Annotated in this window: 29 protein-coding genes and 1 riboswitch; of the genes, 18 read left to right on the forward strand and 11 right to left on the reverse strand. The window is 73.9% G+C overall.

Features of this window, described 5'->3' with window-relative positions:
* Positions 1 to 125 precede the first annotated feature (125 nt).
* Positions 126 to 503, forward strand: coding sequence for a hypothetical protein (locus ACQEUU_RS20435; RefSeq protein WP_433068161.1), 378 nt, complete (start codon positions 126 to 128; stop codon positions 501 to 503).
* A gap of 70 nt (positions 504 to 573) precedes the next feature.
* Complete coding sequence (locus tag ACQEUU_RS20440; RefSeq protein WP_433068163.1) at positions 574 to 1,761, forward strand: serine hydrolase domain-containing protein; 1,188 nt, start codon at positions 574 to 576, stop codon at positions 1,759 to 1,761.
* A 26-nt stretch (positions 1,762 to 1,787) separates the two neighbouring features.
* Here the strand turns inward: ACQEUU_RS20440 and ACQEUU_RS20445 are convergent, their stop codons facing one another.
* On the reverse strand, positions 1,788 to 2,150 hold the full coding sequence (locus tag ACQEUU_RS20445; RefSeq protein ID WP_433068164.1) for a MerR family transcriptional regulator: 363 nt from the start codon (positions 2,148 to 2,150) through the stop codon (positions 1,788 to 1,790).
* Positions 2,151 to 2,176: 26 nt separating this feature from the next.
* Positions 2,177 to 2,707 carry a signal peptidase II gene (locus tag ACQEUU_RS20450; RefSeq protein ID WP_433068166.1) on the reverse strand — a complete coding sequence of 177 codons (531 nt, stop codon included), beginning with the start codon at positions 2,705 to 2,707 and terminating at the stop codon, positions 2,177 to 2,179.
* 194 nt (positions 2,708 to 2,901) lie between these two features.
* A riboswitch (cyclic di-AMP (ydaO/yuaA leader) is annotated at positions 2,902 to 3,035 on the forward strand.
* Positions 3,036 to 3,046: 11 nt separating this feature from the next.
* Here ACQEUU_RS20450 and ACQEUU_RS20455 point away from each other — a divergent pair.
* The 3 genes from ACQEUU_RS20455 to ACQEUU_RS20465 all read left to right on the forward strand — a co-directional run bounded on the left by ACQEUU_RS20455 (position 3,047) and on the right by ACQEUU_RS20465 (position 5,121).
* Positions 3,047 to 3,958, forward strand: coding sequence for a D-alanyl-D-alanine carboxypeptidase family protein (locus ACQEUU_RS20455; protein WP_433068168.1), 912 nt, complete (start codon positions 3,047 to 3,049; stop codon positions 3,956 to 3,958).
* A gap of 79 nt (positions 3,959 to 4,037) precedes the next feature.
* Positions 4,038 to 4,412 (forward strand): DoxX family protein, encoded by a 375-nt coding sequence (locus tag ACQEUU_RS20460; protein ID WP_433068169.1) that lies wholly within the window; start codon positions 4,038 to 4,040, stop codon positions 4,410 to 4,412.
* Positions 4,413 to 4,488: 76 nt separating this feature from the next.
* Positions 4,489 to 5,121 (forward strand): YdeI/OmpD-associated family protein, encoded by a 633-nt coding sequence (locus tag ACQEUU_RS20465; RefSeq protein WP_433068170.1) that lies wholly within the window; start codon positions 4,489 to 4,491, stop codon positions 5,119 to 5,121.
* Here the strand turns inward: ACQEUU_RS20465 and ACQEUU_RS20470 are convergent.
* The 4 genes from ACQEUU_RS20470 to ACQEUU_RS20485 all read right to left on the reverse strand — a co-directional run bounded on the left by ACQEUU_RS20470 (position 5,070) and on the right by ACQEUU_RS20485 (position 7,789).
* Complete coding sequence (locus tag ACQEUU_RS20470; protein ID WP_433068172.1) at positions 5,070 to 6,071, reverse strand: LacI family DNA-binding transcriptional regulator; 1,002 nt, start codon at positions 6,069 to 6,071, stop codon at positions 5,070 to 5,072. The two genes, ACQEUU_RS20465 and ACQEUU_RS20470, sit on opposite strands and share 52 nt — an antisense overlap.
* Positions 6,072 to 6,150: 79 nt before the next feature.
* Positions 6,151 to 6,537 (reverse strand): VOC family protein, encoded by a 387-nt coding sequence (locus tag ACQEUU_RS20475; protein ID WP_433068174.1) that lies wholly within the window; start codon positions 6,535 to 6,537, stop codon positions 6,151 to 6,153.
* 50 nt (positions 6,538 to 6,587) lie between these two features.
* Positions 6,588 to 6,974 (reverse strand): RidA family protein, encoded by a 387-nt coding sequence (locus tag ACQEUU_RS20480; protein ID WP_433068176.1) that lies wholly within the window; start codon positions 6,972 to 6,974, stop codon positions 6,588 to 6,590.
* 74 nt (positions 6,975 to 7,048) lie between these two features.
* Positions 7,049 to 7,789: a hypothetical protein gene (locus tag ACQEUU_RS20485; protein ID WP_433068178.1), complete on the reverse strand. Its 741-nt coding sequence runs from the start codon at positions 7,787 to 7,789 to the stop codon at positions 7,049 to 7,051.
* A gap of 210 nt (positions 7,790 to 7,999) precedes the next feature.
* Here ACQEUU_RS20485 and ACQEUU_RS20490 point away from each other — a divergent pair, with 210 nt between their 5' ends.
* Positions 8,000 to 8,569, forward strand: coding sequence for a dihydrofolate reductase family protein (locus ACQEUU_RS20490; RefSeq protein WP_433068179.1), 570 nt, complete (start codon positions 8,000 to 8,002; stop codon positions 8,567 to 8,569).
* On the opposite strand, the gene ACQEUU_RS20495 is transcribed toward ACQEUU_RS20490, so the two are convergent.
* Together ACQEUU_RS20495 and ACQEUU_RS20500 are read right to left on the reverse strand one after the other, a co-directional pair.
* On the reverse strand, positions 8,554 to 11,748 hold the full coding sequence (locus ACQEUU_RS20495) for a BTAD domain-containing putative transcriptional regulator (RefSeq protein WP_433068181.1): 3,195 nt from the start codon (positions 11,746 to 11,748) through the stop codon (positions 8,554 to 8,556). The genes ACQEUU_RS20490 and ACQEUU_RS20495 overlap by 16 nt on opposite strands.
* Positions 11,749 to 11,823: 75 nt before the next feature.
* A complete protein-coding gene (locus ACQEUU_RS20500) occupies positions 11,824 to 12,147 on the reverse strand; it encodes a cupin domain-containing protein (protein WP_433068183.1) in 324 nt (107 codons plus the stop codon).
* Positions 12,148 to 12,219: 72 nt separating this feature from the next.
* Here ACQEUU_RS20500 and ACQEUU_RS20505 point away from each other — a divergent pair, with 72 nt between their 5' ends.
* Together ACQEUU_RS20505 and ACQEUU_RS20510 are read left to right on the forward strand one after the other, a co-directional pair.
* Positions 12,220 to 13,176 (forward strand): helix-turn-helix domain-containing protein, encoded by a 957-nt coding sequence (locus ACQEUU_RS20505; RefSeq protein ID WP_433068185.1) that lies wholly within the window; start codon positions 12,220 to 12,222, stop codon positions 13,174 to 13,176.
* Between the two features lie 84 nt (positions 13,177 to 13,260).
* Positions 13,261 to 13,986: a phytanoyl-CoA dioxygenase family protein gene (locus ACQEUU_RS20510; protein ID WP_433068187.1), complete on the forward strand. Its 726-nt coding sequence runs from the start codon at positions 13,261 to 13,263 to the stop codon at positions 13,984 to 13,986.
* Between the two features lie 7 nt (positions 13,987 to 13,993).
* Here ACQEUU_RS20510 and ACQEUU_RS20515 read toward each other — a convergent pair whose 3' ends face one another.
* Complete coding sequence (locus tag ACQEUU_RS20515; RefSeq protein WP_433068188.1) at positions 13,994 to 14,785, reverse strand: helix-turn-helix transcriptional regulator; 792 nt, start codon at positions 14,783 to 14,785, stop codon at positions 13,994 to 13,996.
* Positions 14,786 to 14,912: 127 nt separating this feature from the next.
* Between ACQEUU_RS20515 and ACQEUU_RS20520 the strand changes: the two genes are divergently transcribed.
* The 8 genes from ACQEUU_RS20520 to ACQEUU_RS20555 all read left to right on the forward strand — a co-directional run bounded on the left by ACQEUU_RS20520 (position 14,913) and on the right by ACQEUU_RS20555 (position 22,247).
* Positions 14,913 to 15,911, forward strand: coding sequence for an ABC transporter substrate-binding protein (locus ACQEUU_RS20520; RefSeq protein WP_433068190.1), 999 nt, complete (start codon positions 14,913 to 14,915; stop codon positions 15,909 to 15,911).
* Positions 15,908 to 16,723 (forward strand): siderophore-interacting protein, encoded by an 816-nt coding sequence (locus ACQEUU_RS20525; protein ID WP_433068191.1) that lies wholly within the window; start codon positions 15,908 to 15,910, stop codon positions 16,721 to 16,723. The genes ACQEUU_RS20520 and ACQEUU_RS20525 overlap by 4 nt, the downstream gene beginning before the upstream one ends.
* Entirely contained in the window at positions 16,713 to 17,699 is a 987-nt protein-coding gene (locus tag ACQEUU_RS20530; RefSeq protein WP_433068193.1) for a FecCD family ABC transporter permease, read from the forward strand. Before ACQEUU_RS20525 ends, ACQEUU_RS20530 begins: the two co-directional genes overlap by 11 nt.
* Positions 17,696 to 18,718, forward strand: coding sequence for a FecCD family ABC transporter permease (locus ACQEUU_RS20535; protein WP_433068195.1), 1,023 nt, complete (start codon positions 17,696 to 17,698; stop codon positions 18,716 to 18,718). The genes ACQEUU_RS20530 and ACQEUU_RS20535 overlap by 4 nt, the downstream gene beginning before the upstream one ends.
* Before the next feature lie 45 nt (positions 18,719 to 18,763).
* Positions 18,764 to 18,904 carry a hypothetical protein gene (locus ACQEUU_RS20540; RefSeq protein WP_433068197.1) on the forward strand — a complete coding sequence of 47 codons (141 nt, stop codon included), beginning with the start codon at positions 18,764 to 18,766 and terminating at the stop codon, positions 18,902 to 18,904.
* Between the two features lie 384 nt (positions 18,905 to 19,288).
* Positions 19,289 to 20,683, forward strand: a complete 1,395-nt coding sequence (locus ACQEUU_RS20545) for an MFS transporter (protein ID WP_433068199.1) — start codon at positions 19,289 to 19,291, stop codon at positions 20,681 to 20,683.
* A 103-nt stretch (positions 20,684 to 20,786) separates the two neighbouring features.
* Positions 20,787 to 21,395, forward strand: a complete 609-nt coding sequence (locus tag ACQEUU_RS20550; RefSeq protein WP_433068200.1) for a TetR/AcrR family transcriptional regulator — start codon at positions 20,787 to 20,789, stop codon at positions 21,393 to 21,395.
* A 60-nt stretch (positions 21,396 to 21,455) separates the two neighbouring features.
* Positions 21,456 to 22,247, forward strand: coding sequence for a VOC family protein (locus ACQEUU_RS20555; protein WP_433068202.1), 792 nt, complete (start codon positions 21,456 to 21,458; stop codon positions 22,245 to 22,247).
* 47 nt (positions 22,248 to 22,294) lie between these two features.
* On the opposite strand, the gene ACQEUU_RS20560 is transcribed toward ACQEUU_RS20555, so the two are convergent.
* Positions 22,295 to 22,732, reverse strand: a complete 438-nt coding sequence (locus ACQEUU_RS20560) for a phosphotransferase family protein (protein ID WP_433071911.1) — start codon at positions 22,730 to 22,732, stop codon at positions 22,295 to 22,297.
* Positions 22,733 to 22,957: 225 nt separating this feature from the next.
* On the opposite strand from ACQEUU_RS20560, the gene ACQEUU_RS20565 reads away from it, so the two are divergent.
* On the forward strand, positions 22,958 to 23,266 hold the full coding sequence (locus tag ACQEUU_RS20565) for a hypothetical protein (RefSeq protein WP_433068203.1): 309 nt from the start codon (positions 22,958 to 22,960) through the stop codon (positions 23,264 to 23,266).
* Positions 23,266 to 24,348, forward strand: coding sequence for a WXG100 family type VII secretion target (locus ACQEUU_RS20570; RefSeq protein ID WP_433068205.1), 1,083 nt, complete (start codon positions 23,266 to 23,268; stop codon positions 24,346 to 24,348). The genes ACQEUU_RS20565 and ACQEUU_RS20570 overlap by 1 nt, the downstream gene beginning before the upstream one ends.
* Here the strand turns inward: ACQEUU_RS20570 and ACQEUU_RS20575 are convergent.
* On the reverse strand, positions 24,341 to 24,757 hold the full coding sequence (locus ACQEUU_RS20575; protein ID WP_433068207.1) for a VOC family protein: 417 nt from the start codon (positions 24,755 to 24,757) through the stop codon (positions 24,341 to 24,343). The genes ACQEUU_RS20570 and ACQEUU_RS20575 overlap by 8 nt on opposite strands.
* Between the last annotated feature and the right edge of the window lie 6 nt (positions 24,758 to 24,763).

Raw genomic sequence — 24,763 nt, forward strand, 5'->3', positions numbered from 1 at the left:
ATCCGGGCATTGCCAACGTCGTCTCTGTTGGAGACAATGTTCTGGGCGCCTCGCGGGTGAGGCGCCAGGACGTGGTACTACTGGAGATCCGCGAAGGAGGCCGGGAAGGACGAGTGGGTGCGCCCATGACCGAGCGCTACCTCGGAGTCCTCGGCGTCGCCGAGGCCCTCGGAGTGACCCGGCACGCGGTGCACAAGTGGCGCACGCGCCATCCCCAGGGCTCCGATCACGCGTTTCCCGCACCCGACGTCGAAGTCGACGGGGCGCCCGGGTGGCGGGCCGACCGGCTGGAGGAGATCCACCGGTGGCGCGCGGGCATGCCGGGGCGCGGGGCCGGCGGCGGGCGGCCCACCGCCGCGCGCCAGGACTACCTCAGGGCGGCGACGGCCCGCGGCCTGGACCGCGACGAGGCGCTGCGCGCGCTGGCCACGTTCGCCGCGGAGTTCCCCGAGATGAGCGAGCCGGAGCTGTGCGCCTGGCTCGTCGAGAAGTTCCGCCGCTGACCGTCGCGCGGCGGCCGTCACGTACGGATTCCAGCACGACAGACCTCTCACGGACAGAAGGCGATGACGCATGCCCGAGAACAGCGCCGGCATCGGCGGACACACCGCACCGGGGTTCGAGGCGGTACGCGCGGCGTTCGCCGCCAACCTGGCCTCCGGCCAGGACGTGGGCGCCGCGGTCAGCGTCTACCTGCGCGGACGCCAGGTCGTCGACCTGTGGGGCGGGATCGCCGATCCCGGGACCGGCCGGCCCTGGGAGCGTGACACGCTGCAGGTCGTCTACTCCACCACCAAGGCGGTCACCGCGGCCTGCGCGCTCCTGCTGGCCCAGCGGGGCGAGCTCGACCTCGACGCGCCCGTGGCCCGCTACTGGCCGGAGTTCGCGGCGGGCGGCAAGGAGCGCGTGCCGGTGCGGTGGCTGCTCACCCACCAGGCCGGCCTGCCCGCCCTCGACCGCCCGGTCACCCCCGCCGAGGCGATCGCCTGGAAACCCGTGGTGGAGGCGCTCGCGGCCCAGCGGCCGTTCTGGGAGCCGGGCACCGACCACGGCTACCACGCGCTCACGTACGGATGGCTCGTCGGCGAGGTCGTGCGCCGGGTGAGCGGGCGCGGCGTCGGCGCGTTCCTCGCCGACGAGATCGCCGGGCCGCTCGGCCTCGACCTGTGGATCGGCCTGCCCGCCTCCGAACACCACCGGGTCGCCCGCATCCTCACCGACCCCGGCGACTTCGACCTCTCCGCGATCGACCTGGAGGCCATCCCCGAGCCCATGCGTGAGGTGATGGCCGCCTACGCCGACCCGGCGTCGCTCACCGTACGGGCGATGACCGTGGTCCGGCCCGCGCTGGACCACGACGACCCCCGCGAGCAGGCCGCCGAGCTGCCCGCCACCAACGGCATCTGCACGGCCCGCGCGCTGGCCCGCTTCTACGCCGCCCTGATCGGCGAGGTGGACGGGCACCGCATCCTCACCCCCGCCGCCCTGGCCGCCGCCACCGCCGAACAGGCGGCCGGCCTCGACCGCGTCCTGCGGGTGCCGGTCCGCATCGGCACCGGCTTCGGCCTGCCCACCCCGGACGCGTACTGGTACGCGCCCGCGGCGTTCGGGTTCGGCGGCATGGGCGGCTCGATCGGCTTCGCCGACCCGGAGAGCGGCCTGGCGTTCGGGTACGTGATGAACCGCATCCGGCAGGGGCCGGACACGCGCGCCGCGCGTCTGCTCGACGCCGTCAGGAAGGCGATGGCGGCCCGGCCCTGACGGATCCGCCCTTCATCCCGCGGCGCCTACTTCCGGGTGCGGACGGCGTCCAGGTAGGCGGCGATGGCGTCGCGGTTGCGGGCCAGGCAGTCGATGCGGGCGGTCATCCGGTCGCGCTCCCGCTCCAGCGCGGCGATCATCTCCGGGGTGGCGTCCGGCAGGTGGATCTCCCTGGGGCCGTCGAGGCAGGGGAGGATCTGCTTGATGATCCGGGTGGGCAGGCCCGCCTCCAGCAGGCCGCGGATCTGCATCACCCGGTCGACCTGGCTCTCGTGGTAGTCGCGGTAGCCGTTCGCGGACCGGGCGGGATGGATCAGGCCCTGCTCCTCGTAGTAGCGCAGCAGCCTCGGGGGTGTGCCGGTGCGCTCGGACAACTCGCCGATCCGCATCTGATCGCTCCTTCGGCCTCGGCGGGCTACGCGCCCGGCCGCCCGGCGGCGGCGTCCTCGCCCGCGAGCGGGATGCCGCGCAGGGTGAGCAGGACGAGGATGACACAGCTGACGGTCAGGGCGATGTCGGCCACGTTGCCGACGAACAGGCCGCCGTAGTCGATGAAGTCGACGACATGGCCGCGCGCGAGGCCGGGCGGGCGGAACAGGCGGTCGAGCAGGTGGGAGAAGGCGCCGCCGAGCAGCGCGCCCAGCACGACGGTCCACGCCCGGGAGCCCAGCCGCCGCCCGGTGTAGAGGATGCCGGCCACGGCGCCGGCTGCCGTCAGGGTGAACACCCACGTGGCCCCGGCGCCGATCGAGAATGCGGCTCCGGGGTTGAACAGCAGCCGCAGCTGGATCAGCTCCGGGATCACCGTGACGCGCTCGCCGCCAGAGAGCGCCGCGACCGCCCAGAGCTTGGTGAGCTGGTCGGCGACGAGGACCAGCCCGGCGAGCGCCAGCATCCACCCGTAGAGCCGCCTGCCCGTGGTCTCGGGCTGTCGTCCGCTCGGCACCGTCGACTCCGCCTTCCTTCGGCCTGCGCCCAATCTAGTGGAACGGGAGAAGCCGCTCACCGGTCACCGGCGTCCGCCGCGTCAGAGGGCCGACCGCCCCGAACTGTGCTGTTTGCCAACATTTGCGTTGTTTGTCAGGTTGCATTACCTTAATCCCAAATCTGCCTAGTCCGTGCGCTGCCTGACCCCCGGGGAGCGCACGGCCGCCGAGTCCGTTCGCGGAGCCGGGGACCCAATCCCTTCGGGGTGAATCGGCACGTCACACGCCGTAGGGCACTTCCACGCCCGAACCCGTCAGCTAACCCGGTAGGCGGCATGGAAGCGAGGAGCGATTCCCTCATGCAGCTCACCCACCGGCTGAGCGGCGCGCTGCTCGGCCTCGTGGTCGCCGCCGGCGCCACCACGGCCACCACGGCCACCGCGCCCGCCGCCCACGCGGCCCCGCCGGTCGCGCACGTCGCACCCGTCCAGGCGGCTCCCGCGCACGCCGCCGACATGCCCGCCGTCCTCGCCCCGGCCGCCCACGTGATCGACGCCACCACCGGCCGGGTGCACTTCAGCAAGGAGGCCGACCTGCGCAGGCCGGTGGCCAGCCTCACCAAGATGATGACCGCGTACGTCGTCCTCCAGCGCGCCGAGCCCACCGACAAGGTCGAGGTCACCGCCGACGACGTCCGCTACGCCTCGGCGGGCGGCGCCGCCGTCGCCCACCTGCGCGCGGGCGACACGCTGACCGTCGAGAACCTGCTGTACGCGCTCATGCTGCCCTCGGGCGCCGACGCCGCGCACGCGCTCGCCCGCGCGTACGGGCCCGGCGTCGAGGAGTTCGTGGCCGAGATGAACGCCACCGCCCGGCGCCTCGGCATGGACGACACCGTGTACGTCAACGCCGACGGCATGCCCTACGGCGGCGGCGGTCACTCCACCGCCCGCGACCAGGTCCGCCTGGCCCAGGCGGTGCTGGAGAACCCGACGCTGGAGAAGGTCACCTCGGCCCGGTACCACATGGTCCCCGCCACGTCCGAGCACGGCTCGTACTCCTGGCGGAACACCAACCGCCTGCTCGGCACCCCCGGCGCGCTCGGCGTCAAGACCGGCTTCACCCGCGCGGCCGGCTACACGCTCGCCTTCGCCGCCGACCGGGGCGAGAGCCGGCTGGTCGGCGTCCTGCTCGGCGAGAGCGACTCCAGCCGCCGCTTCCAGACCGCCGGGGCCCTGCTCGACTGGGCCGCCGCCGCCGTCCAGCAGTAGCCGGGGTGGTCGCCCGGCCGGGGCCGGCACCCTCTACAGTCCTGTTGGACCTTGATGGCGCGTGAGGACGGGACCCCCCATGGATTTGGCGTTGTGGATCGTCGCGGGCCTGCTCGCGGCCGTGTTCGGCGTGGCCGGGCTGATGAAGCTGACGCAGCGCAAGGAGACGCTCGCGGCCTCCGGCCTGGCCTGGACGGAGGACTTCTCCGCCGCGACGGTCAAGGCCATCGGCGGCCTGGAGGTGCTGGCCGCGTTCGGGCTGATCCTGCCGGCGACGTTCGGCATCGCCCCGGTCCTCGTCCCGCTGGCGGCCGCCGGCCTGGTCCTCGTCATGATCGGCGCGGCGGTCACGCACGCCCGCCGCGACGAGTATCCGGCGATCGCCGTCAACGCGGTGCTGCTCCTGCTGGCCGCCTTCGTGGCCTGGGGCCGGTTCGGCCCCCACGCCTTCTGAACCCGAATCCGATCGCGGAACCGTACGTTCCGCGATGGCTCCTAACGTGGTCACCAGACGACGAGAGGAGCGGCCCATGCCGCCGGAGAACCCCACGGCCGGTCACCCGCGCGGTGAAGCGCCGGCGCTGCACTTCGCGGACGCCGCGGCATGGGAGGCGTGGCTGGCCGTCCACCACGCGGACGAGGGCGGCGTCTGGCTGACGATCGCCAAGAAGGGGTCGCCGGTCGAGACGGTGACCATCCGGGAGGCCCTGGACGTGGCGCTCTGCCACGGCTGGATCGACAGCCACCGCAAGGCCCGCGACGAGCACGTCTACCTGCAGCGCTACTCGCGCCGCCGCAGGGGGAGCCCCTGGTCGAGGGTGAACGTGGAACGGGTGGAGGCGCTGACCGCCGCCGGCCGGATGCGCCCGCCAGGGCTGGCGGAGGTCGCCGCGGCCCGCGCCGACGGCCGCTGGGACGCCGCCTACGCCGCGCAGCGCGGGGTCGAGGTCCCGCCTGACCTGGCCCGGGCGCTGGCCGCCGACCCGCCGGCCGCCGCCCGGTTCGCCTCACTCGGCAAGACGGCCCGCTACCACCTCATCCTGCCGCTGCTCAAGGCCAGGACCCCGGCCGGGCGCGAGGCCGGGCTGCGCCGGGCGATCGACGGCCTGCTTCAGGACGCCGTCGAGACCCGCTCCACCAGATCGGGCTGGAAGACCACGTGACGATGCTCGTGACCGTCCGGGCTGTTGACCTCCTCCAGCAGCATGAGCGCCGCGGTACGGCCGAGCTGCCGGCGCGGCTGCCGGATCGACGACAGCGGCACGGCCGCCGCCGCCGCGAAGTCGATGTCGTCGTACCCGAGGATCGCCACGTCGGCGGGAACCCGCAGGCCGCGCTGGGTCAGCTCCTGCAGCACGCCCATCGCCACCAGGTCGTTGGCGCAGAACACGGCCGTGGGCCGCGCCCCGGCGGGCAGGCTTGCGAGCTCCTCGCCGGCCGCGCGCCCGGTGGCGACGGTGAGGTCCGGCAGCGGGATCACGGTCAGCTCGGCCTCCCCGCCGAGCGCCGCGGCGAGGCCGTCGTGGCGGTCCTCCACCTGGCGGACCGCGAACGGCCCGCCGGCGAAGGCGACCCGCCGGTGCCCCCGCTCCAGCAGGTGGCGGCCGGCCAGCCGGCCGCCCAGCACGTCGTCCACCGAGACTGCGCAGCCGGAGGAGTGGCGGGAGGAGCTGTCGAACGTCACCACCGGGATGCCCCGCGCCACCAGCCCGCCCAGCCGCTCCCGCCGGCCCGGGGCGTTCACCGGCGTGATCAGCACGCCCAGCGGGCGCTCCTCCTCGAACATCCGCAGCAGCCTGGCCTCCCTGGCGGCGTCCTTGCTGCTGTTGACCACCATCACGTTGACGTCCACGTCCTGCGCGACGGTCTCGACCCCGCCCAGCACGTCGATGAAGAACGGGTTGGTCAGGTCGAGCGCGACCACCGCGATCGTCCTGCTGCGCCCCGCCCGCAGCTGCCGGGCCGGGCCGTTGCGCACGTAGCCGAGCTGCGCCACGGCCGCCTCCACCCGCAGGCGCGTCTCGCGGGCCACCATCTCGGGACGGTTGAGCACGTTGCTCACGGTGCCGACGGAGACCCCGGCCAGTCGGGCGACATCTTTGATGCTCGGCATCGTTCCTCGGTCGTGAAGAGCAGTGGCGATCAAACCGTACCAATGCTTCCAGCGCCGCTCACCACCGGGAAAAGCCTCCTCAGCGCGGATCGCGCCGCAGCGGATGCTCCGGCGGCACCTCCACCAGCACGATCCGATGGCCGTCGGGGTCGGCGATCCACAGCTCGACCAGCCCCCACGGCTCCCGCCTCGCCTCGCGCAGCACGGTGACGCCCGCCCGCCGCAGCCGCTCCTCCTCCCGCCGCACGTCGCGGACCTGCAGCCACAGCTCCAGGCGGGCGCCGGCCGGGCCGCCCGCCTGGCCGGACAGCTCCAGGAACCCCTGGCCCAGGAAGAACACCACGCCGGGATGGTCCGGCGGCCCGAACTCGCGGTAGACCGCCAGGCCGAGCGTCCCGCCGTAGAAGCGGCGGCTGCGCTCCAGGTCGGCCGGGCGCACCAGCACGCGGCTGCTCAGCACCTCCATGCCGGGACCCGTTCCCCGGCGGCGCCCCTTCAGGCCCCGCCGGGCCGCGATCAGGAGGACCGGCGGGCGTACACCTCGATCTCGATCTTCATGCGCGGGTCGGCGAGCCCGCACACCATCATCGTCGCGGCCGGGCGGACCTCGCCGAACCGGCCGCGCAGCACCGGCCAGCAGGGCTCGAAGTCCGCGCGGTCCGGCAGCATGTACCGCACCCGGACCACGTCGCCGAAGCCGCACCCGGCCTCGGCCAGCGCGGCCTCGATGTTGGCCAGGCACTGCTCGGCCTGCTTCACCACGTCGTCGGAGATGGTCATGGTGGCGTAGTCGTAACCGGTCGTCCCGGACACGTGCACCCAGTCGCCGTCCACCACGGCGCGGGCGTAGCCGATCTGCTCCTCGAAGGTCGAACCGCTGAGAATGGCACGTCGCTCTGTCATGCGCCGCACGATAGGTGATCGCGGGCGCCGCGTCGAAGGCGTTTCACGGGCCGGGACCGGCCGCGCCCGCCAGCTCACGCCACCTTGGCGGACGGGGCCCGCCACGTGTTGCACGCGCCCGGCTTGCCCGACTTGTAGCCCTGTTTGGCCCAGTAGACCCGGTTGGCGGTCCTGCCGTCGTTCTTGTTGAACCTCTCGTACGCCTTGGGGCGGCTGACCTTGAGGAACGCCGGCCAGTCCTTGACGGTGCGGCCCAAGCTCTTGACGGACACCGCCTGCACGCATTCCGACTGGAGCGCGTAGCGGCGGTTCTGCTCCTTCATCGCCTTCTCCGAGCCGTCGCTCTGCAGAGCCCACCAGGCCTGGCCGATGCCGGTCTGGCCGAGTACCACGCCGCTCCACGTCCGGGTGATCGAGGAGAGGACCTTGTCGTCCTTCTTGGCCTTGATCCAGTCGTCGGCCAGCCGCACCTTGATGACGGTGCCGCAGATCTCGGAGAACGACTCGCGCAGGTCCATGCCGCTGGAACAGGCCCGGAGGTCGTCCTTCTCCTTGAACTCGACCTCGACCGGCCGGAAGTCCGCGATGGCCGGCTTCCACGCCTTGTTGAGACAGCCGACCAGCTTGGTGATGTACTTCCTGGTCGAGGCTGCGGTCGTGCCCTTGGCCGCCCCGCAGGAGACCTTGGGGAGCTTCGCCGCCTTGTAGAGCGCGTTGTGGGTCAGCTCGGGGGCTCCCTTGACCGGGTCGGCGTGGGCCGCGCCGGACACGAGCACCAGACCGGCGGCCACGGCCGCCGATAAACGAATGATCATGGGACGGCATCGTAGGCCCTCGGCGGGTCGCACACGACCCCGCCACCGGATCCGCGGGAAGGACCTCGGTCCGCGCCGGCCGTGGCCGCCCTGACGCTGCTCCGGCACCTGCGCCCGATCGGGCGGTAAGGAAACGGTAAGGGCCGGACGCCAGCCTTGGTGTCAGCGGGAGGACGGCACCGCCCTCCCGAGCCGATCAAGGAGCGGATCATGCGCAAGCTCATCGAGTCGACGTTCGTCTCGCTGGACGGGATCATCGACGACACCCGGCCCGTCAGCACCGCGTCGCGGGCCGAGCCTCAGCACTGGGGGCAGCCGTACTGGGACGAGGACCACGCCGGCTACGCCGGGCGACTGGCGGCCTCCGCCGACGCCATGCTGCTGGGCCGGGTCACGTACGAGAGCTTCGCCGAGGCGTGGTCGGGCCGCGAGGGCCCCGATGCCGAGGCGATGAACGCGATGCCGAAGTACGTCGCCTCGCGGACGCTGACCGAGACCACGTGGAACGCCACCCTCATCCAGGGCGACGTGGCCGAGGAGGTCGCCAAGCTGAAGGAGCAGCCGGGAGGGAACATCGTGAAATGGGGCACCGGCGAGCTGGACCGCACGCTCGTGGAGCACGGCCTGGTCGACGAGTTCCACTTCTGGTACTTCCCGGTCATCGTCGGAGCCGGCAAGCACCTGTTCGAGGGCGCGGGGTTCGACACCACCCACCTGAAGCTCGCGGACGTGAACCGGTTCGGCTCCGGGATCGTCGTCCACGTCTACGTCCCCAAGTAGGCGTCCAGCAGGCGGCGCGCCTCGTCCGGGGAGAGCGCGTCACCGGCGGCGACCAGGGCGGCGAAGTCCGGCTCGGCGGCCTCGACCACGCCCGTGATGCGCGCCAGCTCGTCGCGGTCGGCGCCGGACAGCGGCTGCGCGGCCGCACGCCAGGCGGCCGTGGCCGCGCCGAGCAGGCGCGCCGCCGCACCGGTCAGCCCTCTGGCCGCCGCCGTGTCCGCCAGGCCCGCCAGCGCCCAGCCCAGCCCGTACGCCGAGCCCAGGGCGCGGTAGGCGTCGAAGGCCTGCCGGTGCCAGGAGAACGCCGCGTCCAGGTCGCCCCGACGGCAGGCCAGCAGTCCGAGCTCAAGCAGCACCATCGACAGGTACGGCGGGTCGCCGTCGCCGGCCTGCTGCTGCCGCCGGGCTTCGGCCAGCAGCTCGCGCAGATGCTCCTCGGCCAGGTCGAGCCGGCCCGCCCGGCGGGCGGCGAACGCCAGGCCGATGGCGGCGAACGTCTGCCCCGAGCGCTGTCCCAGCTCCGCGGCCAGTCGCCTGGCCTGTTCGGCGTGGCGGAGCGCGCGCAGCGGGTCCCCGTCCTGGCAGTGGACCCAGGCCAGCCAGGCCATCCGCCCGGCCACGTCGGACCAGAGCCCGAGCTCCTCGGCCAGCCGCAGGTCCTCCTCGGCCAGCCGGGCCGCCTCGGCCCGGTCGCCGGTCAGGTCCGCCAGGCCGATCAGCCAGTCACGGGCCTGGAGCACCCCCCAGTCGTCGCCGAGCTCGCCGAACAGGGCGGCGCCGCGGCGGGCGTCGCGTTCCAGCGCGTCCAGGTCGCCGTGCAGGTGAGCGAGCATCGCGCGGGTGCTCAGCACCGCGGCCTCGCCCCACCGGTCGCCGTCCGCCAGGAACGCCTCCAGCGCCTGGTCCAGCAGGTCGACGGTGGCCTTCTCGTCTCCGAAGTCGATGGTGGACGCGGCCAGGAACCACGCGGCGTGCGCCCGGCCGGGCCGGTCGGTCTCCGGGAACCCGCCCAAGGCCGGTGCCACCCGCTCCGGCCCGGCCCGGCCCAGGTGGATCTCCACGCCGGTGTGCCAGGTCTCGGCCCTGGCCCGCAGAGCGGCGGGGGCGTCGCCCGGCACGGCCAGCGCCGTCGCCAGCGCCCGCCACGCCTCGCCGAACCGGCCGCGCAGGAACCAGTACCAGGCCAGCGCCGAGGTCAGCCGCAGCGCCGCCACGGGGTCGCCCTCCCGCCGGAACGTCTCCAGGGCCGCCCGCAGGTTCGCCGTCTCGGCGTCCAGCCGGCCCAGCCACTCCCGCTGGCCGGGCCCGCGCAGCCGGGGCGCCGCCTCCTCGGCCAGCGCCAGATAGTGGTCGGCGTGCCGGCGCCGCAGCGCCGCCTCCTCGCCGGTACGGCCCAGCTCGTCCAGGCAGTAGGCGGCGACCGACTCCAGCAGCCGGAACCGCGGCCCTTCGCCGCGCGCCACCAGCGAGCGGTCCACCAGCCCGGTCACCAGGTCCAGCACCTCGCCGCCGCTGATCGCGCCGCCCCGGCACACCGCCTCCGCCGAGGCCAGCGTGCAGCCGCCCGCGTGCACGGCCAGGCGGCGCAGCACGGTCTGCTCGGCCTCGGTCAGCAGCCGCCAGCTCCAGTCGATCACCGCCGCCAGCGTGCGCTGCCGGGCCGGCGCGTCGCGCGGCCCGGCCCCGAGCAGCCCGAACCGGTCGCCGGGCACGCGCAGCCGTGCCGCCAGCTCCGGCACGCCGAGCGCCGGGGCGCGGGTGGCGGCCAGCTCCAGGGCCAGCGGGATGCCGTCCAGCCGCCGGCACACCTCGGCGACCCCGGCGACGGTGCCCGGGTCCGGGGGCAGCCCGGCCCGCGCCAGGAAGAGGCGCACCGCCGGGGAGTCGGCGAGCCGGGCCGGGTCGTCGGTGGCGGGCACGTCCAGCGGCGGCAGCTCCCGGCGGATCTCGCCGCGCAGCCGCAGCGGCTCGCGGCTGGTGGCCAGCACCCGCAGCTCCGGCACGGCCGGGAGCAGCGCGCCCACCAGCTCGGCCACGGGGGCGACGACGTGCTCGCAGTTGTCGAGGACCAGCAGCAGGCGCCGGTCGCGCAGGGCCGCGGCCAGCCGCTCGCGCGCGAGCCCGGGGTCGCCCGGCGCGTCGGGGATGGACAGCACCGACAGGACCAGCTCGGCCGGGTCGCCGAGCCCGTCCCACGCGGTCAGGTCGACCAGCCACGCGCCTTCCGCGTACGTCCCGGCGAGGGAGCGCGCGACCGCGAGGGCCACGCTGGTCTTGCCCACGCCGCCGGGGCCGGTGAGCGTGACCAGCCGACCGGCCGCCAGCGCCTCGCGGATCTCGCGTACGGCGAGGTCGCGGCCGATCAGCTCGGTCACCGGCGCAGGGAAGTTGGTGGCCGGTCTGATCGGCCGCGGCGCCGGCGCGGGCGCGTCCTCCGCCGGGTCGCCGGACAGGATGGCCCGCTGCAACGCCACCAGCTCCTGGCCCGGTTCCAGGCCCAGCTCGTCGGCGAGCGCGCGCCGCAGCTCCTGGAAGCTGTCGAGCGCCTCGCCCGCCCGACCGGCCCGGTACAGGGCGCGCAGGTGCGCCGCGCGCAGCCGCTCCCGGTACGGATGCGCGGCGACCTGCTCGCCCAGCTCGGCCACCAGGTCGCCGTGCTCGCCCAGCTCCAGCCTGGCCTCGGCGCGCGACTCCAGCGCGGCCAGCCGCTGCTCCTCCCACCGGGCCACGGCGACCAGGGCGAACTCATCGTCGGCGAAGTCCGCCAGGGCCGGCCCTCGCCACAGTTCCAGCGCCTCGGTCAGCAGGCCCGCCCGGGTCCTCGGGTCGCGGGCCGCCCGGGCCCGCCCCGTCAGCGCCGCGAACCGGGCCGCGTCCACGGCGTCGGGCGCGGGCCGCAGCGCGTACCCGGGAGGCTGGGACACCACCAGGTGGCGGGCTTCCGGCTCGGCCGCGGCCAGCGCCCGGCGCAGCTGCGAGACCCGCACGTGCAGGGCGGCCGTGGGGTCGGCCGGCGTCCTCGCGCCCCACAGGTCCTCGACCAGCCGGTCGGCCGACACCGGACGTCCTTCGTGGACGAGCAGGTCGGCCAGCAGCGCCCGCACCATGCGCCCCCGGATCGAGACCGGGTCGCCGTGGTCGGTCCACACGGCCAGCGGTCCCAGCACCCCGAATCGCATGATGTCCTCCGTCCAGAGCCGCCCCGCCGGGCAACGTATCAGCCGGAGGCCGCCGCCGACGGGGTCGCGCGTCGGTCAGCCGGTGAGGATGCTGATGCCGAGCATGCGGGCCCCGGTCTCGGTGCGCGGGCGGTGCGTGCTGCCGGGCGCGAACACCACGTAGCTGCCCGGCCCGAGCCGCCGTCCCCGGTCGATGAACTCTCCTGAGATCACGAAATAGCGTTCCTCTCCCTCGTGCACGTCCACCTCCGGCCACTCGGTTCCCGGAGCGAAGTCATACATCCACCCGCGCGCCCACCGCGTGGCCGGCAGGCGGCGACGGACGATCCCGGGCACCACCTCGACCGGCTCGACCTCGTCCACGTGCAGGATCTCGACATCATCGGACTCTCGCGTCATGGGCCCCATCGTGACCGGGCGCCCCCTCCCCGGCCCAGTGTCAGGAATGACGCTTTCAGGTACTTTCCTGCCATGACAGTTCATCGGGTGGTCGCGCTGGTGCTGCCGCCGCAGTCCACGTTCGAGCTGGCCTGCGCCGCCGAGGTCTTCGGCCTGCGGCGGCCGGGACTGCCCGCCCGTTACGCCTTCGAGGTGTGCGCGGAGCGTCCGGGCGCGGTGCCGACGCTGGCGGGCTACGACATGGTCGTCCGCCGGGGGCTGGAGGCGCTGGAGAGCGCGGACACGGTCGTCGTCCCCGGCTGGCAGCGTCCAGAGGGGCCCGCCTCGCCCGCCGTGATCGACGCGGTCCTGCGGGCGCACCGGCGCGGCGCCAGGATCGTCGCCATCTGCTCCGGCTCCTTCCTCCTGGCCGAGGCCGGACTGCTGCGCCACCGCAGGGCGACCACCCACTGGCGGATGGCGGCCGAGCTGGCCGCCCGTTTCCCCGACGTGCGGGTCGAGCCCGACACGCTCTACATCGACCTGGGCGACGTCGCCACCAGCGCGGGCACCGCCGCGGGCATCGACCTGTGCCTGCACCTGACGCGCGCCGACCACGGCGCCGCGCACGCGGCGCGGGTCGCCCGGCACATGGTCATGCCGCCGCACCGGGAGGGCGGCCAGCTCCAGTACGCGGCCCCGGTCGCCGGCGACCGCCCGGCGCCGTCACTGGCCCAGGTGCTCGACTGGGCGCTCGAACGGCTGCACCAGCCCCTCGGCGTCGAGGACCTCGCCGCGCGGGCCGGAGTCTCCCCGCGCACGCTCGCCCGCCGCTTCGCCGGCCAGCTCGGCGTCACCCCCGGCCGATGGCTGCTCCAGCAGCGCGTCGCCGCCGCCCGCACGCTCCTGGAGGAGACGGACCTGCCGGTGGAGGCGATCGCGGCCAGGGTCGGCCTGTCCTCGGCCGCCAACCTCCGCAGGAGGTTCCACACCCTGGTGCGCACGACGCCGGCCGCCTACCGCCGCTCCTTCGGCGGCCCGTCCGGCTGACGTCAGGCGGTGGCCCGGACGGCCCGCCCGCCCTCGGCCAAGGTGTCCTGAAAACCGCTGGACGGCGTCGTTATGGTGGCTCGCATGAAGATCGTGGACACTGACCGATTCATCGCCGAAGGATTCGCCAAGCTGGAGGAGGTCGTGCCCCGCGAGGTGGGTGACGCCGCCAGGGCGCTGGTGTGGCGGCAGATCGGCCTGTCGCCCGACGATCCTGACGGCTGGCGTCAGCCCGTGGTGTGGGCCGCCGACCTGACCGGTGAGGGCCCGTTCGGCGAGATGATGCGCAGCCCCAGGCTGCGGCAGGCGCTGGACGAGGTCGCCGGGGCCGGCGGGTGGGTGCCGCGCGCCGCGCTCGGCAACATGCCGATCCGCTTCCCCGGCAAGGCGGAGGCCGACGACCGGGGCTGGCACATCGACGCGTCCGTGGCGAGGCCCGACGGTTCGTGGGCGGTGTCGGGGCGGCCGGGGACGATGCTGCTGCTCGTGCTGCTGTCGGAGGTGGGCGAGGACGACGCGCCGACCCGGATCAGGGTCGGCTCGCACCGTGACGCCGCCCGCGCGCTGGGCGAGCGGACGCTCGACCCGTTCGAGGCCGGTCCGCTGCTGGCCGAGGCGTCCGCGGGCCGCCCGGTGGCGTACGCGACGGGCCTGCCCGGGGACATGTACCTGGTCCATCCGCTGACCGTGCACGCCGCCGACGAGCATCGGGGGACGCGGCCGCGGTTCATGTCCCAGGGCCCGGTGTTCCTCAAGGAGCCGGTGGCGCCGGGGGAGGGCAACGCGCTGGCCCGCGCCCTGCTGCCCTGACGGGCGCCTACCCGGCAGAGCCGTAGCGGCCCGGCGTGCAGCCGTACTCCTTCACGAAGGCCGTGATGAACGCCGAAGGGCTGGAGTAGCCGACGCGGCGGGCCACCTCCGCCACCGGCCGGGTCTCCAGCAGCACCCGCGAGGTGCGCAGCCGCAGTTGCGTGCGCACCCGCGAGTAGGGCATGCCGAACTCGCGCTCGAAGTCGCGTTGCAGCGTCTTGACGCTGACGTGCAGCCGCGCGGCCCACTCGTCGAGACGGACGCTGTCGCCGGGGTTGTGCGACAGCTCCCGCACCACCGTCCGCGCCAGCCCGCCGCCCGTGCCGTGCCGGTCGGCGGCCTCGGCGGGCTCGGCGGCCGCGGGGGAGAGCCCGGCCATGACGCGGGCGCGGGCCTCCAGGGCGGCCGCCTCGTCGTGGCCGGGGCGGCAGATGGCCTCGATCAGGCGGGCGGCCTCAGGATCGAGGCGGACCGGGCCGGCCCGCAGACCTCCGAGCCCGGCCGGCACCTCGCGCAGGCAGACCCGGTAGACCGTCTGCCGACCGGCGGCGCGCACCTCGTGGGTCACCGCGCGGTGCGCCCAGAACGCCTCGCGCGGGCCCACGACCCGCGCCCCCGCCGACAGCGTGCCGTCGGGCGACCAGTAGAGCTGGTGCAGGAAGTCCTCGCGGGTCTCGCCGAACTCCAGCAGGCCCCCCGACCGGTACTTGAGCACCAGGATGCCGGTGGGCCGGCCGAGCCCGTACCCGTACTCCTCGCACCGGAGCGGATCGGCGCCCAGCGGCTCCGCCAGAGACACGGATTGGCGTCTGGACGACATCGGCTGACCTCCCGTCGACATCACATGGACCCTTGGTAAGGGTAGCCTAACCATGCTTTGCCCGCTCATGGCCTGGCCTTTCACCCTGTCCACCGAGGAATGTCCCATGCGTTTTGCACTGCCCTGGCGTACCGCCGGCGTCGTGGCCCTCGCGCTCGCCCTGGCGACCGGCTGCGGTTCGGCCGAGTCCGGCGAGCAGCCCGCCGAGGCCGCCGCGACCCGGACCTTCGCCGCCGACAACGGCGAGGTCACCATCCCCGCCGACCCCAAGCGGGTCGTCGCGACCGGGTACGCGGTCCCCGTACTGATCGAGGCCGACGCCGCCCTGGTCGGCATCTCCACCTGGAAGCGCGGCCTGTCCATGATGGCGGAGGAGGACCTCGCCACGTACGAGGGCCTGGAGAAGGTCGCGGGCGAGTCCGCGGCCGAGACGAACTACGAGGCCATCGCCAAGGTCAAGCCCGACCTGATCATCATCGGCGTCCCCAAGCCCGCCCTGGCCGACCTCGACCTGGACCGCCTGAAGTCGATCGCCCCGGTGGCCGTGATCGGCCCCACCACGCCGTCGGCCTGGCGGGAGCTGGCCCAGCGCCAGACCGACGCCGCCGGCCGATCGGCGAACCACGGCGCCGCCAAGACCGCGTACGAGAAGAAGGCGGCCGAGCTCAAGGCCAAGTACCAGGACGCGCTGGCGGGCCTGAAGTTCGGCCACGTCGGCGCGTACGGCGACATCGCCGACGGAGTGTTCCAGCGCGAGTTCGCCGGGTCGTGGGGCACCAACATCGCCGTGGACGCCGGCCTCACCTACTACGGCGAGGTCAAGGAGAAGACCGGCGGCGCCGGCGACGTCTCGGAGTACCCCTCGATCGAGGAGCTGCCCAAGAGCCTCGGCGAGGCCGACGCCATCACCTACTCGGTCGAGGCCGACGGAACCCCGAACGAGGCCGTCAAGTACGTGCTCGACTCCGAGCTGTGGAAGGGCCTGCCCGCGGTCAAGGCGGGCAAGGTCTTCCCGATCCGCTACACCGAGGCCGCCACCTACGAGTCGGCCATGAAGACCCTGGACGCGATCGACCAGGTGCTCGCACCGCTGGCCGCGTCATGAGGATCGACCGCGACGACCCGCGCGGCCGGGTCGCCGAGCACCACAGGAACGGCTCCGGCATCACCCGCGTCGGCTACCCGATCGGGATCCGCACGGCCCCGGTCGCCGCCCGCGAGCTGATCACCCCGCGCATGCTGCGGCTCACGCTCAAGGGCCCGGAGCTGGAGGGCTTCCACACCTACCAGGCCGACGACCACGTGAAGATCGTCTTCCCGGATGCCGACGGCACCCGCCGCCTGCCGGTGCCGGACGAGGAGCAGTCGCTCGACTGGCCCAGGCCGTGGCCCACCACCCGCAAGTACACCGTCCGGCGCTACGACGCCGCCGCCCGCGAGCTCGACCTGGACATCGTGCTGCACGAGGGCGGTGTCGCGTCCGCCTGGGCGGCCTCCGTCGAGGTGGGCGACGAGGTCTCGGTCGCCGGGCCGCCCGGCGCGAAGGCGTTCCCGCACACGTACGGGCACTACGTCTTCGCGGTGGACGCCACCGCGCTGCCGGCGGCGGCGCGGTGGCTGGAGGAGTCGCCGGCCGGCGTCTCCGCGCACCTCGTGATCGAGACCGACGACCCGGCCGAGCACGCCTACCCGCTCGCCGAGCGTGCCGGGGCGGAGGTGACGTGGCTGGTCCGCGAGGCCGGGCGGTCCTCGCTCGCCGACACGGTGCGGGCGCTGACGCTGCCGGACGTCCCGTCCTTCCTGTTCGCCGCCGGCGAGGCGGGGGACGTCAAGCCGCTGCGCCGGTGGAGCGCGGGGCGGCTCGACGCGCTCGTCACCGGCTACTGGAAGCGCGGAGTCGCCGGGCTTGAGGACTGATCGGCGACGGGCGGCCGTCCTCCTGGCCGCCTTCGCGCTCCTGCTCGTGGTCGCGGCGGCGAGCGTGTCCGTCGGCGCGCAGGCCATCCCGCCCGCCGAGATCTGGCACGCCTTCACCGCCTACGCCGGCACCGACGAGCACGTGATCGTGCGCGGGATCAGGGTGCCGCGCACGGTGCTCGGCATCTGCGTCGGCGCGGCGCTGGGCACGGCGGGCACGCTGGTTCAGACGCTGACCCGCAACCCGCTGGCCGAGCCGGGCATCCTCGGGGTGACCGGCGGCGCCGGGTTCGCGATCATCGTGGGCGCCGCGCTGGGCCTGGCCGGCAGCCCGGCCGGCCAGCTCGCCCTGGCCTTCGCCGGCGCGGTGCTGGCCTCGGTCGCCGTCTACGCCGTCGGCTCGACCTCGCCGCTGCGGCTGGTCCTGACCGGCGTGGCGCTCAGCGCCGTCCTCGCGGGCATCTCGCTCGGCGTCCGGCTGATGCTGCCCGACGTGTTCGATCGGTACCGGTTCTGGTCCGTCGGGGCGCTGGCCGGGCACGAGCAGCAGCCGCTGACGCTCGCGCTGGTGACCATCGGCGTGGCGCTCGCCTGCTCCGTGGCGATCACCAGGCCGCTGAACGCGATGGTCCTCGGCGACGACGTGGCCAGGGCGCTCGGCGGGAACGTCACCCGGACCCGGCTCGGCGTGCTCGTGCTGGTCACCCTGCTCGCCGGCGCGGCCACGGCCGCCGCCGGGCCGATCGCCTTCCTGGGGCTGATGGTGCCGCACCTGGCCCGCCGCCTGGCCGGCGGGTCGATCCCGTGGCTGATGGCGTACACGATGGTGCTGGGGCCGATCCTGCTGCTGGTCTCCGACATCGTCGCCCGGGTCCTGCTCCCCACGGGGGAGGTGCCGGTGGCCGTGGTCACCGCGTTCGTGGGCGCGCCGGTGCTCATCTGGGTGGTACGGCGGCGCGGGGCGGTGCGGTCATGACCGGGCACGTCGTGCTGCGGGCCGGCGCGTACTCGATCAGGGTGGCGCGGCGGCCGGTGGTGGCGTCGCTGGCGCTCGTGGCCGCGGCGCTGGTCGTGGGCTTCGTGGCGCTGTGCTTCGGCGCCTCCTGGTCGCACCCCATGGAGGTGCTGGCGGCCCTGGCCGGCCAGGGCGACTCGGTCGTGGTGATCCGGGACTGGCGGCTGCCCCGGGTGGCCGCCGCGCTGATCTTCGGTGCCGCGCTCGGCCTGGCCGGGGCGATCTTCCAGAACCTCACCAGGAACGCGCTCGGCAGCCCCGACGTCATCGGGCTCGACGCCGGCTCCTACACCGGGGCGCTGTTCGCCATCACGGTGCTGAGCAGCACCCCGGCGCAGCTGGCCGTCAGCTCCGCTGCGGGCGGGCTGGCCGCGGCGGCGGCCGTCTACTTCCTGTCCCTGCGCTCCGGGCTCAGCGGCATGCGGCTGATCGTCATCGGCATCGCCGTGAACGCCATGCTGACCGCGGTCAACTCGTGGATCGTGCTGCGGGCCGAGCTGGAGGTCGCCATGGCCGCCACCGGGTGGAGCGCGGGCTCGCTGAACGGGGTCGACTGGGCGGAGCTGGCGCTGCCGTTCGGCGTCATCGGCGCGCTGGCGCTCCTGCTGGTGGCGCTGGCGCCCGGCATGCACCAGACGGGGCTGGGCGACGATCTCGCCGTCGCCTCGGGGGTGCGGCTGAACCCGCTGCGGCTGCTGCTCGTGCTGGCCGGCGTGGGCTGCACCGCCACCGTGACGGCGGTCGCCGGGCCGATCGTGTTCATCGCGCTCGCCGCGCCGCAGATCGGCCGGCTGCTCGCCGGGACGTCCGGGGTGGCGCTGCTGCCCGCGGCGCTGACGGGCGGGGTGCTGCTGCTGGCCGCCGACCTCGTCGCGCAGGTGCTGTTCGCCCCCGTCGCGCTGCCGGTCGGGGTGGTCACGACGGTGATCGGCGGAGGCTACCTCATCTGGCTGCTGGTCCGAAAGGCGGGACGGGCCTGAGCCCGGGTCCGGGTCCCGACATCCGATCGTGACCCGGACCCGGGAGTGTGGCCGGCCCTTCTGGCGGCCGCGATCCAGGCGGTACGGAAGCGCTCCCCGTGGGGGCTGCTGACCCCGGCCGTCTCCCTGGGTCTCTGGTGGGCCGCGATGAGCGCGGGTGCGGCTTTCCTGGGCTGGACCGGCTGACCCACCCGCCGGTGGTGATCGCCGGGGAAGAGGCGACCAAGAGGCTTGACACTCCGGGGGACGGACCTTAGCGTCTCATTGCAGACGCATTTCGTCTAAATTAATTCCGCAGCGTATCGCCACCACAGCAGCACCTTCGCGCACCGATTCGTCCTCCGGAAGACGTCCGCGGACGGGGCGCCGGCACCCCCGTCACGCATGCCGTTGGCACGGTCCACAGGCTCGTCGCGCGCCGCCGTCATCGACCGGACGGCCGCGCGTCCGAGCCGGCCCCTTCCCGCTTGATCCGGCTCCCCACCGATCCCCGGGAGCCGACCCCCCGCACCATGCCCGCACGCGGTCCCCGCCCGGGTGCGGTCAGCGACGTCATCGCAAGGAGCCTCCATGGTCAGCGAGCGTGTTCCACCGCAGAGCGAGCCCACCACCACGGACACCGCGACAGTGCCGGATCGGCCGAGGAAGAGCCGGCCGATCATGGCATGGGCCATCACCCTGATGCTGCTCGGCTCCACCCTGATCAGCTATCTCGACCGGGCCATCCTGGGACTGGTCGCCCAGCCCGCGATGGCGGACCTCGGCCTGTCGGCCGCCGAGTTCGGCGCGATCAGCAGCGCGGCGAGCCTGCTCAGCCCGATCGCGGCCCTGCTGTTCGCCTTCGTGGCCGACCGGCTGCCGCTGAAGAACACCCTGTTCACCCTCGTCCTGATCTGGTCGCTGCTCCAGCTGCCCATCTTCTTCGCCGCCTCGGCGGGGCTGCTGCTGGCGACCCGGCTCGTCCTGGGCGCGGCCGACGCGCCGGCGAACTCGCTGATGCACTCCATCGCCTACTCCTGGTGGCCCAACGAGCGGCGCGGACTGCCGGCGGCGATCCTGACCACCGGGGCGTCCTTCGGCAAACTGATCTTCGCCCCGGTCATCGTCGTCATCATCGCCGCGTTCAGCTGGGAAGCCGGCTTCCTCACCGTCGCGATCATGGGCTTCGTCTGGTGCGTCGTCTGGGCGTTCATCGGCAGGACCGGCCCGTACGCGGCCGACGCCGCTCCGGCGGAGGCGCAGGCCGCCGCGGCGGGCCCGGCCGACCCCGCGGCGGGCAGGCGCGCGCCGCTGCTGTCCATCCTGCTGACCGGCACCTTCCTCGGCTACCTCGCCGTCTTCACCGCGGCCGGCATCCTCGTGGTCATCGTGCTCACCTGGCTGCCGTCGTACTTCCAGGAGGGGCTGGGCTTCTCCGCCGTCATGGCCGGATCGCTGTTCGGGGTGCCGAGCATCATGTCGGTGATCTTCCTGTTCCTCTACGGGCCGCTCGGCGACAAGGCGCTCACCAGGGGCGTGCCCGCCCGCGTGGTCCGCGTGCTGATCGGCGGCGGGCTGGTGGCGGCCGGCGGGCTCTCCCTGCTGGCCCTGCCGCTCGTCTCCGGGGTCGCCGGACCCATGGCGCTGCTCATGCTCGGCTACGGCCTGGTCACGAGCATCTACGCGGTCGCCAACCCGACGCTCGCGCAGATCGTCCCGGCGGCGCAGCGCACCAGCGTCCTGACCATCGGCCTGGCCCTGAGCGGCCTGCTGTCCGTGGTCGGGCCGTGGCTGGCGGGCGTGGTCCTCGACTCCGCCAAGGCGGCGGGGGCCGGGGCCGACGGCTACGTCGACGTGTTCATGATGGCCGGCGGCGTCGCCATCGCCGGTGGCGCGCTCTTCGCCCTCCTGGCCAACCCCGAGCGGGACGCCCTGAAGGTGGAGGCCGCCCGCGCCGCCCGCGCCGCCCGACAGTCCGCCCCTTAGTCCGCCCGGTAGAGCGACCGGAAGCCCGGCACGCCCCCGGCCGCCGGGCTTCCGATCGCCGAGCTGCTGCGGCGATGATCACCCGATCTGGCACACTGAGCCCGTGACCGCACGAGGCCGTCCACCGGACCCCGACCTCGAGACCCGCGTCCACGCCGCGGCCCTGGAGCTGTACGGGGAGGTCGGCTGGGCCGGGTTCAGCTTCGACGCGCTGGCCCGCCGGGCCCATGTGGGCAAGGCCACGCTCTACGGCAAGTGGGGGAGCAAGGAGAAGCTGATCGTGGCCGCGCTGGCCACCGGGCTGCCGCGGCATCCGGAGGAGAGGGCCGCGGGCACACTGCGGGCGGACCTGCTCCGGATGGCGGGCGAGATCCTGGACAGCTACCTGGAGCCCCGGGGGCTGGTCTACCTGCGCGCCCAGATCGAGGCCCGGGTCTATCCCGAGCTGTTCGGGCAGGCGCTGGAGTCGTTCCAGCGCGAGCGCATCAGGATCGGCCGCGCCATCGTGGTCGGCGCCATCGACCGCGGCGAGCTGCCGGCGGGCACGTCTCCCGCGCTGGTCCTGGACGCGGTCGCCGGCATCCTGACCAACCGGTTCCTGTCCACGCCGATCAGCCAGATGCCCGCCCTGGCCGCGCGCCGGAACGTCCTGGTCGAGGAGATCGTGGACTTCGTGCTCTCCGCCGTCCACTACCGGGATCCCGGATCTTGACACGGTCCGGCGCCCGCCCTAGCGTAAAATGGACGATTTTCGTCCAAAATTAGGGGTCTCATGACGGCTTACTCGCTGGATCATGTCGCTCTCGCCGTGCGGGACTGGGCCCAGGCCGGCCCCGTTCTCGCCGGACGGTTCGGCGGCCGCTGGCGCAGCGGCTACGAGCAGGGTGGCGCCTTCCATCCGGCGCAGATCGAGTACGCCAACGACATGCGCGTCGAACTGCTCGCCCCCGGCTCCGACCCGTCCTCGTTCGTCCGCCGCTTCCTCGACGGCGCCGGCGTGCGGGCCCGCCCGCACCACATCACCTTCAAGGTGCGCGACATCGGGGACACCCTCGCCGTGGCCCGCGCGGCCGGGTTCGAGCCGATCCTGGTCAACCTGGAGTACGAACAGTGGCAGGAGGCGTTCCTGCACCCGCGGGACACCGGCCTGGGCTTCCTCGTGCAGATGGTCCAGGCGGCGGAGATGCCGGAGACGCTCGCCGCCGACTACCCCGGCCTGCACCGTACGCCCCCGTGGCCGGAACCGTCGGCCGCACCCGCCGCCCTGCCCGCGGTCGCCGGGCGGATCTCGCGGTGGGACCTCGCGCGGCGGGTGCTCCACGACATCCTCGGCGGCGCCGAGACCGCGCTGGAGCGCGAGGTCTCCCGCTTCACCTGGCCGGCCGGGGCCGACCTCGTGCTCGCCACCGGGGAGGAGTCCGGCCTGCGCGCCCTGGCCTTCCGCGGCGACGGGACGGCCGCCTGGGAGCTCGCCGACGTCCTGCGGGCGGCCGGGGACGAACCCGTCGTGCCGGAACTCGGCATCAGGGTGACCGATCTGGCCTCGCAACGGGTCGCCTCCTGACGACGGGACCCGCCGCTCGGCCGTGCCTCCGGCCTGCCGGGCGACGCTCAGCCGGGCGGCGACCACGGGCCCGCGGCGAGCCGCCCGACGGTCCAGGCGAGGCCGTCCCTGGCGGTCTCGGTGTCCGGCGTGCGCTCGTGCGGCCCGCACAGCAGCATGGCGAAGTCCGCCACGTCGGCCAGCGCCCACCGCAGCCGGTACAGCGCGAGCGCCGCCGCGTCCACCCGCCTGCCCGTGACGCGCGTGTAGGCGTCCAGCCCGGCCGGATCGCGGGAGACCACGGAGAGGTCGCGCTCGGGCACCGCCAGCCCCACCGTGTCCCAGTCGACCAGCAGCAGTGAGCCGTCGGCGCGCCGGATCAGGTTGCCCGGATGCGGCTCGCCGTGCGTCACCACCAGCCCGTCACCGCGCTCGCGCACCCGCGCGGCCAGCCGGTCGAACTCCGCCAGGCGCTCCAGCACCGCCCCGGCATGCGCCTCGACCAGCGCCCGCGCCTCGGCCGAGAACGGCCCGCCGCCACCGGGGCTCGTGAGGGTCGCCTCAGCGTCGCCACCAGGTCGGCCGCGCCGAACCCGTCAGGGAAATCACGCACCGGCTGACGGTAGAGCGCCGGGCGGTGCGGCCGCCAATGGTTTGTCTCCTCTGTGACACGTGTGCCTTTTGTGGATATCGGGCAATATGATGCGTCGCAAGGACGATCACGATCGACGATGTGGGGTGATCTGCTGGTGCCGGGCCTTCTCCACTTCCAGACGCTGGACGACTGCGCGTCGGCCGCCCGCAAGGCCGCCAGGCGGTTCACCGAGCTGGGCGCCGGCTATCCGGTCAAGAACACCGACGCCTCGATCTTCGGCAAGCTGGACGACTCCACCGGCCTGGCCGGCCTCGTCGGCCAGGTGGAGGACCTGGCCGACACCGAGCTCGGACACGCCGGCAAGAAGCTCGAAGGTGTCGAGCGCGCCCTGGACAAGGTGGAGCAGAACGTCCGCACGGCCAACAAGGCCAGCGGGGGGACCTGATGGACCTGGCCACGCGGGTCTCCCAATTACCGGGTCGCGGCGGGGAGCTCGCCGCGATCCTGCGCAGCGTCAGCGGCGACCCCGCGTCCATCCGCGGCATCGCCGACCGGTGGGAGAAGACGGCCGGAACGGTGAGTGAGCTGACCGGGCGCGTCAAGACGGCCGTCCAGGACGTGGACACCGCCTGGCAGGGCGCGTCGGCCGACGCCTTCGACGGCTACATGGGCGGCTACCGGAAGGCGGGCGCCGCGCTCCACGACGTGCTGGCGAAGAGCGCGGCCTCCCTCGGCACGGCGGCGGAGGCGCTGGAGACGGCCGAGTCGACCATCGCCTCGATCTGCAGCCGCCTGATCGACTACGCCGGCAAGAACACCAAAGACGAAGACGCCGTCGCCGCCGAGGTCAGCAACGCGATCAGCCAGGCCACGCCGCACCAGAAGACGGCGAACACGGCCGTCTCCAACGCGATGAAAGCGATCAAGGATCAGCTGGGCGGGCAGGAGGCGACCTTCGCCGCCATCAAGGCGCCCGGCGACCAGACGTTCGTGCCGGCACCGGGCCACACCGTCGAATGGAAGCCGTCGCCGCTCCCGGAGGACGCCCCGCCGCCGGCGACCCCCGCCGGCAACGGTGGGACTCCGCCCGCCGGCAACGGCTCCACCTCGTCGGCCGGGCCCGGCGGCGGGGGCGGCACGGGCGAGCCGCCGGCGCCGCTGCCGTTCGAGCCGGGCACCGCCACCGGGGACCGCATCGTCGAGGCCGCGCGCCTGCATCTCGGCAAGCCGTACGTGTGGGGGGCCAACGGGCCGAACGCCTTCGACTGCAGCGGGCTCGTCTACTACGTGCTCAACCAGGCGGGGATCGAGATCGGCGACACGACCGCCGCCGGATATCAGGCCAGCGGCAAGCCGGTCAGCACCCCGCAGCCGGGCGACATGGTCTTCTTCGGCGATCCCGCAGGTCACGTGGGCGTCTACATCGGCAACGGCCAGATGATCCACGCGCCCAATTCCACGACGGTCGTCCAGGTGGCGAACGTCGCGGACGACGGGCGTGCCGTCAGCTACCGCCGCTTCACCTGAGAACCCCCGGCTCCTGGGAGATCCGCACCATGGTGCCCGACGGGTCGCGGAAGGCGCAGTCACGCGGCCCCCAGGGCTGGTCGATGGGCTCCTGCAGCACCTCGGCCCCGGAGGAGCGGACCCGTTCGAAGGTCGCGTCCAGGTCGTCGGTACGGAAGATCACCATGGGCAGTACGCCCTTGACGAGCAGCTCCCGCAGGGCGTCGCCGTCGGCCTGGGACCGGCCCGCGTGCGGTTCGGAGAGCACGAGCGCCACGTCCGGCTGGTCGGGGCTGCCGAGGGTGACCCAGCGGAACTCGCCGGCCGGGACGTCGTCGAGCACCTCCAGACCGAGCGCGTCGCGGTAGAAGGCGAGCGCCTCGTCCACGTCGTCGACGGTGATGTGGCAGTAGTGCAGTGCGATGGTCATACGACC

It is taken from the genome of Nonomuraea sp. CA-218870, from assembly GCF_050936535.1.
Taxonomy (GTDB): domain Bacteria; phylum Actinomycetota; class Actinomycetes; order Streptosporangiales; family Streptosporangiaceae; genus Nonomuraea; species Nonomuraea corallina.

Excerpts from the sequence above, each read along its gene's own strand:
- ACQEUU_RS20435 (WP_433068161.1), top strand. The coding sequence starts at position 126 with ATGACCGAGCGCTACCTCGGAGTCCTCGGCGTCGCCGAGGCCCTCGGA.
- ACQEUU_RS20440 (WP_433068163.1), top strand. The coding sequence starts at position 574 with ATGCCCGAGAACAGCGCCGGCATCGGCGGACACACCGCACCGGGGTTC.
- ACQEUU_RS20445 (WP_433068164.1), bottom strand. The coding sequence starts at position 2,150 with ATGCGGATCGGCGAGTTGTCCGAGCGCACCGGCACACCCCCGAGGCTG.
- ACQEUU_RS20455 (WP_433068168.1), top strand. The coding sequence starts at position 3,047 with ATGCAGCTCACCCACCGGCTGAGCGGCGCGCTGCTCGGCCTCGTGGTC.
- ACQEUU_RS20460 (WP_433068169.1), top strand. The coding sequence starts at position 4,038 with ATGGATTTGGCGTTGTGGATCGTCGCGGGCCTGCTCGCGGCCGTGTTC.
- ACQEUU_RS20465 (WP_433068170.1), top strand. The coding sequence starts at position 4,489 with ATGCCGCCGGAGAACCCCACGGCCGGTCACCCGCGCGGTGAAGCGCCG.
- ACQEUU_RS20470 (WP_433068172.1), bottom strand. The coding sequence starts at position 6,071 with ATGCCGAGCATCAAAGATGTCGCCCGACTGGCCGGGGTCTCCGTCGGC.
- ACQEUU_RS20475 (WP_433068174.1), bottom strand. The coding sequence starts at position 6,537 with ATGGAGGTGCTGAGCAGCCGCGTGCTGGTGCGCCCGGCCGACCTGGAG.
- ACQEUU_RS20480 (WP_433068176.1), bottom strand. The coding sequence starts at position 6,974 with ATGACAGAGCGACGTGCCATTCTCAGCGGTTCGACCTTCGAGGAGCAG.
- ACQEUU_RS20485 (WP_433068178.1), bottom strand. The coding sequence starts at position 7,789 with ATGATCATTCGTTTATCGGCGGCCGTGGCCGCCGGTCTGGTGCTCGTG.
- ACQEUU_RS20490 (WP_433068179.1), top strand. The coding sequence starts at position 8,000 with ATGCGCAAGCTCATCGAGTCGACGTTCGTCTCGCTGGACGGGATCATC.
- ACQEUU_RS20495 (WP_433068181.1), bottom strand. The coding sequence starts at position 11,748 with ATGCGATTCGGGGTGCTGGGACCGCTGGCCGTGTGGACCGACCACGGC.
- ACQEUU_RS20500 (WP_433068183.1), bottom strand. The coding sequence starts at position 12,147 with ATGACGCGAGAGTCCGATGATGTCGAGATCCTGCACGTGGACGAGGTC.
- ACQEUU_RS20505 (WP_433068185.1), top strand. The coding sequence starts at position 12,220 with ATGACAGTTCATCGGGTGGTCGCGCTGGTGCTGCCGCCGCAGTCCACG.
- ACQEUU_RS20510 (WP_433068187.1), top strand. The coding sequence starts at position 13,261 with ATGAAGATCGTGGACACTGACCGATTCATCGCCGAAGGATTCGCCAAG.
- ACQEUU_RS20520 (WP_433068190.1), top strand. The coding sequence starts at position 14,913 with ATGCGTTTTGCACTGCCCTGGCGTACCGCCGGCGTCGTGGCCCTCGCG.
- ACQEUU_RS20525 (WP_433068191.1), top strand. The coding sequence starts at position 15,908 with ATGAGGATCGACCGCGACGACCCGCGCGGCCGGGTCGCCGAGCACCAC.
- ACQEUU_RS20535 (WP_433068195.1), top strand. The coding sequence starts at position 17,696 with ATGACCGGGCACGTCGTGCTGCGGGCCGGCGCGTACTCGATCAGGGTG.
- ACQEUU_RS20545 (WP_433068199.1), top strand. The coding sequence starts at position 19,289 with ATGGTCAGCGAGCGTGTTCCACCGCAGAGCGAGCCCACCACCACGGAC.
- ACQEUU_RS20555 (WP_433068202.1), top strand. The coding sequence starts at position 21,456 with ATGACGGCTTACTCGCTGGATCATGTCGCTCTCGCCGTGCGGGACTGG.
- ACQEUU_RS20565 (WP_433068203.1), top strand. The coding sequence starts at position 22,958 with ATGTGGGGTGATCTGCTGGTGCCGGGCCTTCTCCACTTCCAGACGCTG.
- ACQEUU_RS20570 (WP_433068205.1), top strand. The coding sequence starts at position 23,266 with ATGGACCTGGCCACGCGGGTCTCCCAATTACCGGGTCGCGGCGGGGAG.
- ACQEUU_RS20575 (WP_433068207.1), bottom strand. The coding sequence starts at position 24,757 with ATGACCATCGCACTGCACTACTGCCACATCACCGTCGACGACGTGGAC.